Source organism: Paenibacillus sp. FSL R5-0713 (assembly GCF_037973325.1).
Classification (GTDB): domain Bacteria; phylum Bacillota; class Bacilli; order Paenibacillales; family Paenibacillaceae; genus Paenibacillus.
This window is the reverse complement of the sequence record NZ_CP150229.1, coordinates 198,793-214,181: the sequence shown is the minus strand read 5'-3', so window position 1 is coordinate 214,181 and position 15,389 is coordinate 198,793. Positions and strand designations below refer to the sequence as shown.

Below are 15,389 nucleotides of genomic sequence, written 5' to 3'. Positions count from 1 at the left end.
TTGATCCATACTTGGCAGCAAGTGACACGAACAGTTTTTCATATTGCTTCGTAAAGTTGGGCAGATATTGCTTGTCCTTCTTTAAAATTCTTCGTACTCACTTGGGTCCTGATCCCACAACCGTCCATCCGGACGATTAAATGCAGAAATGACCTGCATCTCTTCTGTGCTCAACTCAAAATCAAATATATTGATATTTTCCTGCTGATGCTGTAAGGAGCCCGCTTTCGGAATTGGAATGGAGCCCAGCTGAACATGCCAGCGCAGAATGATCTGGGTCGGTGTTTTGCCATGCGTTTCCGCGATCCGAAGAATGTTCTCATCCTTCAGAATATCCTGTACAGCATCATTGCCACGTCCAATCGGACTCCAGGATTCGTTCACGATGCCATGCTTCGCATCCTGTTCCCGCTGACCAGCTTGGTCAAAGAACGGATGCAGCTCAATCTGATTCAGGCTCGGCGCTACCCCCGTCTCCTTAATCAGGCGTTCATTGTGCTCAGGCAGGAAGTTGCTGACGCCGATGGATCGGATATATCCACGCTTTTTGGCTTCGATCAGTGCTTGCCATGCCTCGACATACATGTCCTTCTTCGGATTGGGCCAGTGGATCAGATACAGGTCATAATAGTCCAGATCCGCTCTGTACAATGATTCCTGAATCGCCACGAGTGCTTTATCCTGAGCGTGATAACGCCCCGGCAGCTTCGAGGAAATCAGCAGGTCTTCTCTGGCGATGGAGCTTTGCTTAATTGCTCTGCCCACGGTTGCCTCATTCTCATAGTTATACGCCGTATCAATTAATCGATAACCCGCATCAATGGCAGTCACGATCGATTTAACGCCTTCTTCACCTTTCAGACTATAGGTACCAAATCCAATTGCAGGTACTTTCAAGCCATCGTTCAATGTATATTCCGGAATCTGATGGTTCATGTGAGAACTCTCCTTTGCCAAAAGGTTAGATTTTCGTTCCGAGATTAGATTGTTAGAAAATAAACGTCCTCTCGTTATTCTACCCCTTCACGCCGGCTTGAATCAATGCGAACTCCTCTACATCTAGGCCATCCAATAACACTTCAACTCGGTGGACCTATCACAGACATACACACCTATTTGCCATCTCCTACAATTATATCTGTGATGATGTCTAACTGTTTCTCTACCGCAATAGGGTCACTCGGAAGGAACTGATCAAAGTTAATGGAGTATACGTGACCCGCTTTCCCGGCTGGTGAGGCATCAATCAACTTTTGCACATCCTTGAGCTTGTCCTCAGCTCCCTCATTGACGGCCAGGAACAGACGGTCACCGATAAATTCGGGAATGACCTCGGTGGAAATCTCCCACGTTTCTCCATGGATGACGTCCGACTCTACCTTGGGCGCTGGCTTCAACCCAAGATATTTATAAATAATGTTGCCCCCCATATTGGTATCTCCGTATACAAAAAGAGCATCTGGACGCACGTTTAATATAGAATACGTTTCATCCGCACGAACATAAGGGCTAATTTTCGTTTTGTACGCTGCGATTTTGGCTTTGAATTGCTCATTCCATAACCGTGCTTCCTCTTGTTTCCCGAGAATATCCCCAAACATCTCCACATCTTTAATCGGATCATTATACTGCTCGACAACAATGGTCGGAGCGATCTGGCTCAGTGCATCATACCCGCCTTCCACAGCTTCTGCGAATGCTGCCGTTGTCACAATCAGATCTGGCTCCAGTGACAGGATTTTCTCGGCATCTGGCGGAACGCCCACATCTGAAATACCGGAAGTATCATCTATAAGTGGGTTATCCAAAATATATGTCGTTGTGCCAACCGGCTTCACCCCCAGCGCCATCAATTCGCCCAAGTGATAGAAGCTGACGACTCGCTGTGGGTTCACAGGAATCTCGGTTGAGCCTTTCAGATGTTTATATATCCGCGTTTCCACAGCTGCGCTGTCTGTAGCTACAGCAGTATTCGTATCTGATGAAGCCGGCTGGGAAGCCGTTGCTCCTGGAGTACTGCTGGTCTGGCAAGCACTTAGAAGCAAGGATGTGCATAATAACATCATCGCCCCAAAGGCTGGTCTTGAAAATCTAAACATGGATGTGTCCCCTTCCCCAATCCGTTGATAATAAGTCTCATTCTCATTATGAGAACCGGAGTTAGGGGTTACAATAGACGATTCTAACCCACGTAATGGATTATACTGAACCTGAACCTGTTTCCGATATTGTGTACGAAATTGTACTGGCGATAAGCCGGTATGCTTTTTGAACAAGCGACTGAAATAATACATATCCGCATAACCCACATTGCTCGCGATTTCCTGGATCCGGGCTTCGGATCTTAGAAGGTACTGCTTGGATCTGTGAACCCGCACATGAATAAGATATTCAATCGGTCCTAGTCCAATCTGGTTTTTGAACAAACGGGATAAATAGCTGGCGCTGCAATGGTATCTCTTGGCTAGTTCCTCGGCTGTAATCAGCTCGCTATAGTGATCGTGAATATAGTGGATTGCGTCAGTGACGATATTGGGTTTGCTGTTTTCCTTTTTAGCCCATGTCTGAATCTGCTGCCGCATGATCTCGTACACCAACGGAAGAAAAACTGACTGTGCCTGTAGCTTGTCTATGGAGGCGGGTTCTTGCCACAGACGGTTCATGGCTTCACACTTTTCCTGAACAGGGAGTAATGCATACGGTGCAAACCCATACGTCATCTGGAAACCCTTTCGATCTTCCGGCGATGCACACTCGGCTGTATATAAAATCAGATAACAGGCAAAGTCCTGTTCCAACGGTGTAATACTTAGCCCAGCATCTGCTCCCCCGTGCAATATGTATGCTGAATGAGTCTGGTAGACCTCGCCTGATATCCTTATCCTAGCCTCTCCATGCGTAGTGATTAAGAAGAAGCTGTTATGCGCCACATCGTGTTCAGGAACCGTTCCATGCTCCGCACGATAATACCGAATATCCAGTAATCTAACGGCCGTTCGGCTCCACTGTTCGATATGAGCTTCCCAATCCATACACGTTCCCCCTACTTCTTCGTTCTTAAAATATGCCTATTATATCACAGACAAAAAACCATCAACCCAGATGAGTTAATGGCTTATGAATGAATAGTATATTGGAAAAGGATAGAGCTGTTATGAGCCCCTAGTACTCTCGCACCAATTGTTTATCCTCTTTCAGTTGCACAATGTCATGTCCAGTTGGATTCTGGAAGGCCCGCAGTCCAAAAGTTGACGCCACCGCGAAGATATGGTCAAAGATATCCGCCTGAACGTTCTCATATACACCCCAGTTGATATCATTACTGAATGCATAGATTTCCAGAGGCAGCCCGCGATCTTCCGGTGCTAATTGTCGCACAATCATCGTCATATCTTTATTGATCTTCGGATGGTTCCTCAAATATTGATGGATATATTCCCGGAATACACCGATATTTGTGAGCTGTCTGCCGTTCACGTTGCTTTCAGTATTCACCTGATGCTCCATGTTGTACGCTTGAATTTCTTTAAGTTTGGAAGTGACATAATCCTTCAGGTAATGAATCTTCTCAAATTCAGCCACCATCTCTTCCGTACAAAAACGAATACTGCTGATGTCGATATAGATGCTCCGCTTAATTCTTCTGCCACCGGACACCTGCATGCCTCTCCAGTTCCGGAACGAGTCCGATATGAGCGCATAGCTTGGAATCATCGTAATCGTTTTATCAAAATTCATCACTTTCACTGTGTTCAATGTAATGTCGATAACGTCCCCGTCTGCATTATACTTTGGCATCTCGATCCAGTCACCAACACGCACCATATCGTTCGACGATAGCTGTACACCAGCCACGAGACCAAGGATCGAGTCTTTGAATACGAGCATCAATACCGCCGATAATGCACCAAGTCCGCTGAGGATAATGAGCGGATTTTGTCCAATCAGGCTGGAGATGACGATAATGCCCCCGATAATGAACAGAACGATCTTGGCTACCTGAATGTAGCTCTTGATTGGGCGAATCTTCGACACCTCATAGGTACGATAGATATCATCGAATACATTAAGCAAAGCATTCATTACCGTAATCATGATGACAATCATGTAGGTCATTGCTGCTTTCTCAATTATGCCCTGATAAGACGGGAAAATATAAGCCGAATAATAGATAATAATAGCCGGCACAAGATGCGACAGCTTCTGAAATAAATTTTTCTGAACCACGATGTGGCCCCACTTGAAACGGTTATTACTTACAATACGATGCACCGTCTTCAGTACCACTCGCTTGGCAATCACATTCGCCAATATCGAGATTAGTGCGATAAAAATAATCATAATGATGTTTGAAAGATAACCAATGGAGGGTCCACTCATGCCGAGTTCTTCTAGTTGATTTTTGATAAAGTCCATTGTTTCCTCCTGACATAATCTAGTTTAGCCTATTATTATAAAGTAGTTTGAGAGGGCAAGCAAAGTTTATACCTCTGCTCCGTTCTTCCTATACAAATTATATATAAAAAAGGACCCAGTCATTCAAAGAATGATGGGTCCACTTGATTATGTTATCTTTTCATCCTGCTCACGAGAAATGTCCAGCAGCTCACTCACCGTCACCAATCGATACCCTTCTGTGACCAGTTCCTCCACCAGAACACGAACCGCCTCCACCGTCTGGGAACGATCCCCGTACCCGTCATGGAATATCAGCACACTGCCGGGTTTCACCGCAGACCGGGTATGCTCCACGATATGCTCAACGCCAGGATTATCCCAATCTTTCGCATCACCGTTGACCGCACCAATCGTGCGATATCCGCGTTCCGCTGCCAGAGACAATATATCATCGTTTACGCCAAAATACGGCGGTCGGAAGCTGCGGGCAGGTTGCCCCGTAACTTCTTGTACAAGATATTCTGCGCGTTGCAACTCTACCCCGGCTTCCTCCAGCGTCAGCTTGGTCAGGTCCGGATGCGTGTATGTATGGTTTGCGATCTCATGCCCTTCACGGTATACCTCCGCCGCAATCTCCGGATGAGCCTCTATCTCTTGGCCAATCATGAAAAACGTCGCATGCCCACCGGCACGACGGAATATCTCAAGTACTTGAGGTGTATACACCGGATGCGGCCCATCATCAAACGTAAACGCCACAACCTTTTCCCGAACAGACTCCTGCTCTACCATCGCGATATTGACCATAAATAATGACCCCTCTCTGCAACTGACTGGCTACATACCCCTTATTATTCCATGTTCATAGACCGCGGTCTAGTCCAGCCTCCAACTAACCTTTGATCGCACCTGCGATCATGCTCTTCTGCACCTGTTTATTCAACAGCAGATAGATGATCACCGTTGGCACCGTCGTAATCATCAGTCCCGCACCAATGATGCCCCATTGCGTAATGTACGTCCCCACCATCGACATCATGCCCACCGTCAATGTCTGATAAGCCGTGTTATTAATAAACGTGACCGCAAACATCAGCTCATTCCAGCACGACAAAAACGTGAAGATGGCTACCGTTGATATAGCCGGAGTTACCAGAGGCAGAATAATAGAGAAAAACGTCCGGTAGATACCGCAGCCGTCGATCACCGCCGACTCCTCCATCTCTCGCGGGATACCTTTGAAAAAGCTGCCCAGAATGAATACCGCCATCGGAATGCCAAACGCCACATAGGGAATGATCAGAGACCAATAACTGTTGAGCAGGCTCAGATTCTTCAAAATAATAAACAATGGCAGCAGCGCCGCATGAATCGGCACCATCATGCCCAGCAAAATAATCGTCATCGTGAGCCCACTGAGCTTCCAGTTCATTCTTGTAATTGCGTATCCCGTCATCGAAGACAAGATCAGTACCAAGACAATGGAGGCAGCTGTGACCAGCACGCTATTCATAAAATAGGTCAGCACATGGCCATCGGACATGGCTTTGGTGTAGTTGCTCCACAGAAACGCCTTCGGCAATCCGGCAACATCGCCGCTGAAGATTTCACTGTTATCCTTCAAGGAAAACAGCGCCAGCCAGATGAGCGGGTAGATCTGCACAATCGCAACGAGGATCAGAAACGCTTGCAGGAACACTTTCCCGATTGGTCCGGAGATGGACCTTGGCTTGGGCTTTTTTTGCAACATGACTTCTACGGTACTCATGCCTCATGCCTCCTTCTATTCCGTTTTGAACAATGAATTAATGAGGATCGTACATACCAGACACTCCACAATGATAAATACCGAGATCGCACTGCCATATCCGTACCGGAACGTATCAAAAATGGTGGCGTACATCAGCGTGCTCGGCACTTCAGTGGTATAGAACGGCCCGCCGCCCGTCAGCACATAGATCAGGTCAAACACCTTGAATGCGCCAATAACCGAAAATACAAGGCTTACCTTCAAGATCGGCTTCATTAAAGGAATCATAATGGACCAAGCCGTGCGAAGACGTGAAGCACCATCCATTCTTGCAGCTTCAAGCACATCCTGCGAGACGGATTTCGCTCCTGCGTACATCAGCAGCATGTGATACCCCACGTACTGCCATAGGGTTGGGATAAAAGAAGCCGCAAGTGCCGTGTGCTTCTGACCCAGCCAATCTTGCGCCCGATGGGCTAAGCCGATATTTTGCAGCAGCACGTTCAGCAGACCGTAATCCGCATTGTAGATTTTTGACCACAACTGGGCAATAACCACCGTTGAGATCAATACCGGGATGAAATACACGGTCCGGTAGAACCCTTCCCCCTTGACGTTGGACGCCAGAATCAGTGCAAGCACCAGCGAGATCGGCAGTTGAATGAACACCGAAGCTCCCGCAAATAACAGGGAGTTTTTGATCGAATTCAGTACACGCGTATCCTTAAACATCTCCACATAGTTGTCCAGACCGATAAATGTCCCCCTGCCTACGCCATTCCAGTCCAACAGACTGTAATAACTGGAGACAAAGATTGGAATAAGCACAATTCCGCAGAACAGAATCAGTGTGGGCAGTACGAAGACAGCTATGGTGCCTTTATTGGAAAATACAGAGTTCATTGTTGTTCTCCTCTCAAAGGCGTGACCGGGATATGCCGGACCACGCCTTGTTTGGGTTTTAGCTGTTTAACCTACAGACTTAGTTCTGTTGGTTTGAGCTGTGCCATTTGTTTGCAGAACTCCTCAGGTGTTATATCGCCGGCAAGCAGCTGGGCAATCAGGTTTTTGTGCGCTTCGGCAGACTCAGCCGGCAGAATGTTATCCCACCACGCGATGAATGAGGTCGCCGTTTTCATAATGTCTGCCGCAGACAGATCCAGGGAGGACAGACTGGACGTGTCGAGTGCATCTGTTTTCCAGCTTGGCAGACCGGCTCCGGCCAGGAAACCTTGCGTACCGAGCTGTTCGCTCAGATACATGAGGAATTCCACGGCTTCTTTCGGATGTTTGGTATTCTGATTGATGTAGAAACCATCGACAGCTCCGCCGAAGATTTCGGTATTTGTGCCTTTTCCATCCTCAAACACCGGGAACGGAATCACTTTCACTTTGCCTTTGACTGCGGAGGACGGATCCTCAATTCCTGCATTCACCCAGTTGGCCTGGAACATCATCGCCCCGTTACCTGCATTGAAAGCCCCAAGCATCTCGTCATAGCTCATGCTGAACATGCTGCTGTTGAATGCTCCTGCTTGCGCAAGCTGCTGCATTTTGGTCGCGGCGGCAACAAAGTCGGGTGAATCCCACTTTGACGGATCTTTAAAAGCTTCCATCACCGCAGCATTGCCTGCCTGGCGCATCGCAATAATGTCGTACCAGTACATGCCCGGCCAGCGGTCTTTTTCCCCAATCACAGCCGGAGTAATTCCTGCCGCTTTCAGCTTTTCGATTGCATCCAGCAGTTCGTTATAGGTGGTCGGAATCTTGGCACCCGCCTGCTCGAACAATTCCGTGTTCACGTAAAGGTTGGCGATATGAGTGTACACGGGCAACGTGTAGATTTTGCCGTCCATATTGATTGCCTCAGCCATACCCGGGCCCATCCGTTCTTTAATATCGTCCGTCAGGTAACTTGAGATTTCCAGTACATTACCGGATTTGATGTACGGCTGCATGAAGCTGCCGCCTCCCATGCCATAGAACAGGTCCGGCGCTTCACCAGCTGCAATCGATGTTTTGACTTTGGTTTTGTACTGTTCTCCTGTGGTGCCCGTACGTTCAACCTGAATGTCTGGATGCTCGCTATTCCATTTCTCCACAATCTCGGGCAGCAGCTTGGCTGAAGGATCGGTATTGCCGACCGATTGATCCCATAGCGTCAGCTTGATCTTGCCGTTACTTTCCCCCTGTGCGCCGCCGGACGAGCCAGATGAACATGCCGCCAGACTACTTACAATGCCCAACGTCAGAATTAGACTTGCTGATTTTTTTAATAGCGCTTTCATATCTACAGACCTCCCTATGTGTTTTCGTTGGTTCTAGCCCATATTTTAGGCAAACTGTGCGTTGTTCTCCATTTAGAAAACAGGCATCGATTTGTAATTTTCGAACATATGTGGAATTACAACCGAAGCGGGTTTACACTCAGACCTTCGCCGCACTCCCCACACTCCCCAACACGCCCGACTACATTCTCATTTTTCAGGTTTTTACATTTCGATATTCATTCATGGATCGGCCGATATGTTTTTTGAACAAGACGCTGAAATAGTGTGGGTCCGGGATGCCTACCAGCTCCCCAATCTCATATCCTTTCAGATCCGTCTGTTTCAGCAGCAGTTCAGCCTTCTTCATGCGGAGTTGGGTGAGATATTCCACAAATGTCTGCCCGGTTTCTTTTTTCATCAGCCGCCCCAGATGGCCCGAGCTTACGTAAAAAGCAGCCGCGGTGCTGGAAAGACCCACTTCCGCATTGCCCATGTTCTCTTCAAGATAAGCCTTCACCCGGTCGATCAGATTGCCTTCATTGGCCTGTCGCTTGGCTTGTATGACATCCGATATGGTGCGGACATGCTGCTCTAGCATACTTTTTAGTTCGGGCAGATGATTTGCTGTAAAAATGGCCGCAACGGCCTCCTTGTTCAATGCATGCTCTCCCTCAAGCTGCTGCTCTATGGCAGCACGCTGGCACTCCGTAACCACATCCAAGGCTGCCATCCGAAACTGTGAAACGTCCGAGAATGGCACAGACAGCATTCGCTCCAGCAATAATACCGCTTCTTCCCGCGCACCAACACTGACGTAAAATTGCAGTTGTTGGAGCAGTTGAGCATCCGAGTGGTAGGGATTTTTTCCGCCTTCGATGACCAGATCTTCGAAGCAAATGACCTGATTTTTCCCCACAAACGCTTGATAATCGATTGCACGACAAGCTTCCCGGTAGCCCACACAAGCCTTTCCCCATCTTGATTGCCATTGCCCAATCCCTACAGTCACATCCACTTCGCACCCTTCGAGCTTAAGCGTCTGTTGAAGTTCTTCCTGAAGCTGCTGTACCTGATTGGCAAATTCCGTATCCGCACCAAGCGAGAGCACAACGACTCGGTTATGCGGGTCCATGACAATAACGGTTTGTGAATCCTGCGCATAAAAAGCCTGCACCTGCTTCATGCCTACCATTCGCAGCAGAATATGTATTTCCTCAGCGGGTTGTGGATGGGCTTCTGTCTGATGCTGGCTTAAATGGGTTTGATCGTGTTGGGGCTCTCCTTGAACTTGGCTGAGTTGGTGCGGTTGACGGGCTTGATGAGCTTCATGAACTTGATGAGATATGTCGGGTAGATGTGGATAAACCTCTGGTGCAGCTATCTTCGCTTGCGGTACAGCAACCTCCACCTCTATTACTGCGATGCGTAATCCCGGTTCACCAGACGAGATAGGAATGCCGAAGAATCGCGCCTTCTCCTGTAGTTCATCCTCAGGCACCACATGACTTAACCATTGATTCACAAACCTCTCCCTGAGATAAGGCAAGCTCTGCTCCATCTCCTCCCGCAACTTCATCAGCTCGTACTCACGTCCGACCTCCTGTTCGATCGCCGTTCGCAGCTTCGCCGTAACCTGTAATAACTCAGAAGCACGAATGGGTTTCAAAATAAAATCGGATATGCCCAGCTTCACACTCTGACGAGCATACTCAAATTCATCATGTCCCGTCACAACCACGATTTTCAGGCTCGGGTAACGCTCCATGAGGATACGGCTCAGTTCAATGCCGTCCATCTTTGGCATGTATATGTCCGTGAAGACGATGTCTGGACGCAACAGCTCCACCTGATCCAAAGCCTCCGCGGCATCGGAGGCCTCGCCAATAATGGTCATACCTTGCTGCTCCCAATCGATACGCATGCGCAGCAGATTCCGGATGAGGTACTCGTCATCCACAATCAATACCTTTAACGGTTCCACAGTTATTTCCATGATTCATCGGCTCCCTTCGGGATCGTTATCATAATGGTGGTTCCTTTTCCAACCTCGCTCTCCAGCTTGAGTCCATCCTCTCTTTCGTAGAAAATACGAAGTCGCTCCATCGTGCCCCATAAGCCAAAGCTTGGATTTTGTTTAGAGTTATAGGTAGGATTAGAAGGATTAGATGAACTAGAGGAGATAGATGAGTTCGTTGAGCTAATTGAGTTCTGTGAGTTAATTGAGTTAATTGAGTTCGTTGAGTCAAAACGGTTAGAACGGTTTATTTCTTTGCGTTGAACCTGCTGTATCTCTTCCTCGGACATGCCAACTCCGTCATCAGTAATCGTTAGAAGTACCCCTTCCTTGAATCGACGTGCTTGAATGCTTATCTTGCCTGGGCTGCCTTTGGGGCGAATGCCATGATACAGTGAATTTTCCACCAGCGGCTGGAGCACGAGCTTGGGAATCATCACCCGCTCACAGTCTGAATCGATATCGTACTGCACCTCAAATACACCGGGGTAGCGTACCTGCTGGATCGTCAGATAATTGCGTACAATCTCAACCTCCTCGTGCAGTGTAATCAGTTCACGGCCTTTGCTGACACTCAGTCGATAGTAACTTCCGAGCGCTTCTAACAGCTCACATACCTTATCGTTCATGCCCGACATGGCCAGGGAGGTGATGGAATCCAGTGTGTTATATAAAAAATGCGGCTTGATCTGCGCCTGAAGTGTATTCAGCTCTGCACGGCGGATCGTCTGCTGCTCCTGAATGATTCGTTTCAGCATCTGGTCAATCTGCTCAATCATCTGGTTGTATCCTCCATATAGCTGTTCGAACTCGTAGCTGTTCAGCTCAACCGTCACTTTACGGAAGTTGCCACTGGGCGCTTTCTGCATGGCACGGAGCAGCTTGTGAATCGGCTTGATGACACTGCGCGAGATGATGAATGAACTTACAAAAAAGACAGTTCCATTCACCGCCAGTAGGATCAATGCGAGCAGCACCATGGATTTATTACGGGTATCGGTAGCCCGGTATGGACTCATGCTGATGAATTTCCATTGATCATCACCAGCCGAACGATAGGTCACCGCATATTCCTGACCACCCGATTGCAAGGTGATGAAGCCGGAGGGCTGCTCTTGAAATGTTTGTTTTAACTTGGCCTGATTGGCCTCTAACATCTCGTGCATGCCTTCCTGTCCAGAAGCCGCAGACATGAATGCGTCGGATACCGCAGGCACGCCCTTCTTCCCATCGGTTGCGTTGGTTGCGATCACCCGCTGATGCTCATCCAGAATGGCCACCTGAAATGAATCCGGTGCAGACAGGTTGGCGTAGGCTTGCGCGATGGATGCCCCCTTGATGTTCATGACCAGAAAGCCAAGTGGAGACGTATCATCCAAATCGCGAATGAGGCGAATAAATGAGACCACCTCTTGCCCATTATTCTCCCCCGTCGCCGAGACTCCGCTATCGTTGTTGCCACCATTCAGCCTGAGAAGATATCGTCCGTTGTGCTTCAAAGCCTGTTCGTACCACGGCGCTTCCTTCACATTCGCTTCCATAAACGTGGGCCACTCCTGTGTACCGACAGAGAATCGGTGACCCGAATTATCATAAATATAGACTGAATCAATAATTGGAACCGCTTGCATGAGATTGGTCAAATACGCGCTGACCTTGGACTGTGTCTGTAAATTGGAGTACACATTGCCCTGCCGCAGCAGGTTCTGCAAGTTGGGATCAGAGAAAATCATCTTCGAATAATTGTTCACGTTCCCGATCATCAGATTAACATTGGTCTCAATGGATGTGATTGTCTGCAGTGATGCTTCATTAATCTTTCGCTGTGCGTCATTTTCCGAGATTCGATTCAACACCAACGCACTGAACGCCACCGTTAGCAGAATAATGACAAAGTAGGCAAACGGGATTTTAAAAGCCAACGTCTTGGGCATGCGTTGAATGAACTCTTTGAAACGGGGAGTCCACTTCTTCTTCATTGCACTGGGGTTTGCTCTTGTGTTTGCTCTTGTGTTTGCTCTTGTGTTTGCTTTCGTATTTTCGTTTGCTTCTGCATTGGTCTCGACATCTGATGCTGTTGCTGTTACTTCCACTTCAATTGTTGCATCACCTTCTGTTGTTGCTCCTGCATCTGTTGTTGCATCCTTTGCTCTGTTTTTCACTCTGACCCTCCTTTGGTTCCGAAGTGTGATGGGTTTAACGGTTTGGATCGGATGACCGGTTGTGTTATCCACCACTCTCTTGGATTGTATACAATTGTATATTATAGGACGGTGTATGGAGGAGGCTCAATTCTTTTTATCGCTTGGGGATGGTATGACTGCGTGAAGTAGAATGAGGATTAGGGGAGCAGATGGTTGTGAATACTTCGGGTATGGGGGGCCCTGACTTGAAACCCAAGGAGCACTGCTTTATAAACCTTTGGAGGTACAGATAATAAGTTGTGGTTTGTGCTGGATGGAGAGTGATGCGGGGGACGCGGAAGATCTGAATATTAAGAGACGCTGATGAATATCTACCTTGAAATGTGCATACTTTTGAGCAGAATTACGATATGTACGAGCATGCACAAATCTTACTATGGGGCGTGTGTTGATCGAGTGGTTAAGTTTGGGGAGTCCTATCATCATTTTCTCGTATAAATTTTCGGAGGCAAACTGCCCTCGGACAAGAGAAGTACCGTTCGTTATGGTAAGAAACAGCGAATCGTGATCAAAGCAAGAATTCGGTAACGCCTTTTTTGGAGGCATATTTCAGCGTGTAGCTTCCTTCTGTCCCATATGGCATCGTAGCGATTTGGATGCGGGTGTAATCCAGGCGGCTCTCCCTCAGCACTTTTTTAATTAGCGCTATGCTCCGATCTTCATCCGTTACCACACAGAAAATGTTCATTACATATTCCTTCGGATCAGCTACACGGCTACCCATATCACATCCATCCACCTCTCCCAACTCCGCCTGGGTCAGAACGGTTTCCAGATATTCCATTACCTTTTCCTTCAACCAATGATCTCGTTTGCTCCCCTGCGCGCTCTTCATTGGATATTGCACCACAAGCCAGTATTTTTCACTCATTTAGCTTCACCAACCAATCTTTATAGGATAGGCCTTACGTTATGTGCGAGCACTTAGACGATATGAAATGCATATGTCAGCCTTACGTTCTCCAGTTCCAAATGGGCTAGATTATTGACCTTACTGCTTTTTGGAATTGTACTGCCCTTCCATTCGCAGGATGGGGAACATGGTGATGTTTAATGAGATGGGCGCTTAACGTGTCTGCTGACTTTCTGCCAATCGCCACAATCTGAGCATCAGGATTCAGTTGCATAAGCTGTCTGGCGAATCTCACACCATCCTCCAACTCTACCAAAGTCGGCGTTCGATTCGTCATCCTGTTCTCAGAAGATTGATAGGGATGAAAGGGATAGATGTTCCAAAATATAAAGTCCGTTGGTTTCCACCTTGTACTGGATAACACTTCGCCCCATATGATGGACGCTGTCGGTTCTGCAAATCCATACAGTGCCTGACTCCGATTAGGTTTGGCAATATTGGGCAGGCTTGTTCTGACACCCGGCTTGCCTGCAAAAATCATCTGGTGATCCACCAGCGAGTGATTCCCGGTAACCATTCGCTCAGACGTCAAGGGTACGCCGGAGAACCTCGCCCCTTGATATCCCACCGCTTCAGCAATAAAAATGTACCGAGCCTTGCACATTCTTGGTTCAAAATACCTGACCAAATGTTCCGACCGAATCTTTACCGCTTCTGGGCCGATATCATAGCCCTTCACATAATCTCTCCAAGGATTAATCACATTTACGGGCGAGACATATGCTTGTATCCCTGCAACAAACTCACGGATCTGTTGCTGCGTTTGGCTCATGTTTTTTGCCTCCTTTGGGAGATTACAGAGTATATCGGGCCTGCATCAGCTTATTTCACAAAGATTATATCATAAACAGAAAAAACACCAACCAGACCGCTGGTTGATGGTGGATAGAAACTGTAACTGTAGAAAACTATTGCGGTATAACTTCTTCCCACTGACCATTGGTGGTTTCTTTGTAGGTAAGAAGGTTTCCATCATACTTTCCCTGAATAAAGTTAGAACCCGCTTCTTTCCATTCCTTAGTAACAGATATCACAACTTTAGAATCCTGTAAATTTATTGAAACATACTTTCCTCTTGATAAATTTATCTCAAAGGCTACTGGATAAAAATCGTACCAGAATAGTTTGTCTGATTTCTCTCCCAGTATACCCGCATCACCACCTTTAGAGAAATGAGGACTGATGACTCGAAACCTGAACTCTAACCATTTTCTGGGATCTAGAGGAAATTCATAATGATTATCGGGCTCCACTATAATATATGACTTTTCAGGAACTGGGTGTTGAACTTGAACTTTGTGCTCAATTATTTCTTTTGATATTATTCGAAAAACTAAATATACCAATATGAATAGTATCGAAGTAATTACAGGTAATTTAGGCTTGTTCCTCAAAAAAACACTTAATCCAAGACCAATAATTAACGGAAACCATATCCAGGGATCTCCCAATGTAATGGCTCCCATAATATATGATTTATCGCTAAGGGGATAGAATGCTGGTAAATCATGTCCCATATAGTCTAAAAATAAGTGTCCAAACAAGACAGACAAAATAGAGGATCCCCAGATTAATTTGAAACTTGTTTTTTTATAGAACAGTTTTGTCAAATATGCTATTCCAAAAGCTAAAAGGGGTGTAAACAATATAGAATGGGACCAAGGAGCTACACTTCTATCCCCAAAAATATCAGGAATTATTCCACACAGTGCACCCGAACATAGACATATCATAAGATTTTTCCATGTATCCCTTGGCAAAAAGCAGTATGCAATTACCGCCCCTAGAAGAGCATGTGATAGAACATGAAAAAACAAATATAAGTATGGATCCAAAATAA

At 47.0% G+C, this 15,389-nt stretch carries 12 protein-coding genes; all 12 read right to left on the bottom strand.

Annotated elements, in window-relative coordinates:
* Positions 1-81 precede the first annotated feature (81 nt).
* Entirely contained in the window at positions 82-936 is an 855-nt protein-coding gene (locus MKZ12_RS01020; protein WP_339258273.1) for an aldo/keto reductase, read from the bottom strand.
* 176 nt (positions 937-1,112) lie between these two features.
* Complete coding sequence (locus tag MKZ12_RS01015) at positions 1,113-3,032, bottom strand: AraC family transcriptional regulator (RefSeq protein WP_339258271.1); 1,920 nt, start codon at positions 3,030-3,032, stop codon at positions 1,113-1,115.
* Between the two features lie 130 nt (positions 3,033-3,162).
* Positions 3,163-4,416, bottom strand: coding sequence for a mechanosensitive ion channel domain-containing protein (locus MKZ12_RS01010; protein WP_339258268.1), 1,254 nt, complete (start codon positions 4,414-4,416; stop codon positions 3,163-3,165).
* 147 nt (positions 4,417-4,563) lie between these two features.
* Entirely contained in the window at positions 4,564-5,205 is a 642-nt protein-coding gene (locus MKZ12_RS01005; RefSeq protein WP_339258266.1) for a polysaccharide deacetylase family protein, read from the bottom strand.
* A gap of 85 nt (positions 5,206-5,290) precedes the next feature.
* Positions 5,291-6,166: a carbohydrate ABC transporter permease gene (locus MKZ12_RS01000; RefSeq protein ID WP_192136213.1), complete on the bottom strand. Its 876-nt coding sequence runs from the start codon at positions 6,164-6,166 to the stop codon at positions 5,291-5,293.
* 15 nt (positions 6,167-6,181) lie between these two features.
* On the bottom strand, positions 6,182-7,051 hold the full coding sequence (locus MKZ12_RS00995; protein WP_339258264.1) for a sugar ABC transporter permease: 870 nt from the start codon (positions 7,049-7,051) through the stop codon (positions 6,182-6,184).
* A 71-nt stretch (positions 7,052-7,122) separates the two neighbouring features.
* On the bottom strand, positions 7,123-8,436 hold the full coding sequence (locus tag MKZ12_RS00990) for an extracellular solute-binding protein (protein WP_339258262.1): 1,314 nt from the start codon (positions 8,434-8,436) through the stop codon (positions 7,123-7,125).
* A gap of 196 nt (positions 8,437-8,632) precedes the next feature.
* Positions 8,633-10,411 carry a response regulator gene (locus tag MKZ12_RS00985; RefSeq protein ID WP_339258260.1) on the bottom strand — a complete coding sequence of 593 codons (1,779 nt, stop codon included), beginning with the start codon at positions 10,409-10,411 and terminating at the stop codon, positions 8,633-8,635.
* Positions 10,402-12,594 (bottom strand): sensor histidine kinase, encoded by a 2,193-nt coding sequence (locus tag MKZ12_RS00980; protein ID WP_339258258.1) that lies wholly within the window; start codon positions 12,592-12,594, stop codon positions 10,402-10,404. The genes MKZ12_RS00985 and MKZ12_RS00980 overlap by 10 nt, the downstream gene beginning before the upstream one ends.
* Before the next feature lie 550 nt (positions 12,595-13,144).
* Positions 13,145-13,507 carry a hypothetical protein gene (locus tag MKZ12_RS00975; protein ID WP_339258256.1) on the bottom strand — a complete coding sequence of 121 codons (363 nt, stop codon included), beginning with the start codon at positions 13,505-13,507 and terminating at the stop codon, positions 13,145-13,147.
* 106 nt (positions 13,508-13,613) lie between these two features.
* Positions 13,614-14,321, bottom strand: a complete 708-nt coding sequence (locus MKZ12_RS00970; RefSeq protein ID WP_339258254.1) for a uracil-DNA glycosylase — start codon at positions 14,319-14,321, stop codon at positions 13,614-13,616.
* Positions 14,322-14,457: 136 nt separating this feature from the next.
* The gene (locus MKZ12_RS00965; RefSeq protein WP_339258252.1) at positions 14,458-15,384 is read right to left on the bottom strand and encodes a metal-dependent hydrolase; all 927 of its coding nucleotides are present in this window, start codon (positions 15,382-15,384) and stop codon (positions 14,458-14,460) included.
* Positions 15,385-15,389: the final 5 nt, after the last annotated feature.

Coding starts and splice junctions, on each gene's coding strand:
- MKZ12_RS01020 (WP_339258273.1), bottom strand. CDS start 936: ATGAACCATCAGATTCCGGAATATACATTGAACGATGGCTTGAAAGTA.
- MKZ12_RS01015 (WP_339258271.1), bottom strand. CDS start 3,032: ATGGATTGGGAAGCTCATATCGAACAGTGGAGCCGAACGGCCGTTAGA.
- MKZ12_RS01010 (WP_339258268.1), bottom strand. CDS start 4,416: ATGGACTTTATCAAAAATCAACTAGAAGAACTCGGCATGAGTGGACCC.
- MKZ12_RS01005 (WP_339258266.1), bottom strand. CDS start 5,205: ATGGTCAATATCGCGATGGTAGAGCAGGAGTCTGTTCGGGAAAAGGTT.
- MKZ12_RS01000 (WP_192136213.1), bottom strand. CDS start 6,166: ATGAGTACCGTAGAAGTCATGTTGCAAAAAAAGCCCAAGCCAAGGTCC.
- MKZ12_RS00995 (WP_339258264.1), bottom strand. CDS start 7,051: ATGAACTCTGTATTTTCCAATAAAGGCACCATAGCTGTCTTCGTACTG.
- MKZ12_RS00990 (WP_339258262.1), bottom strand. CDS start 8,436: ATGAAAGCGCTATTAAAAAAATCAGCAAGTCTAATTCTGACGTTGGGC.
- MKZ12_RS00985 (WP_339258260.1), bottom strand. CDS start 10,411: ATGGAAATAACTGTGGAACCGTTAAAGGTATTGATTGTGGATGACGAG.
- MKZ12_RS00975 (WP_339258256.1), bottom strand. CDS start 13,507: ATGAGTGAAAAATACTGGCTTGTGGTGCAATATCCAATGAAGAGCGCG.
- MKZ12_RS00970 (WP_339258254.1), bottom strand. CDS start 14,321: ATGAGCCAAACGCAGCAACAGATCCGTGAGTTTGTTGCAGGGATACAA.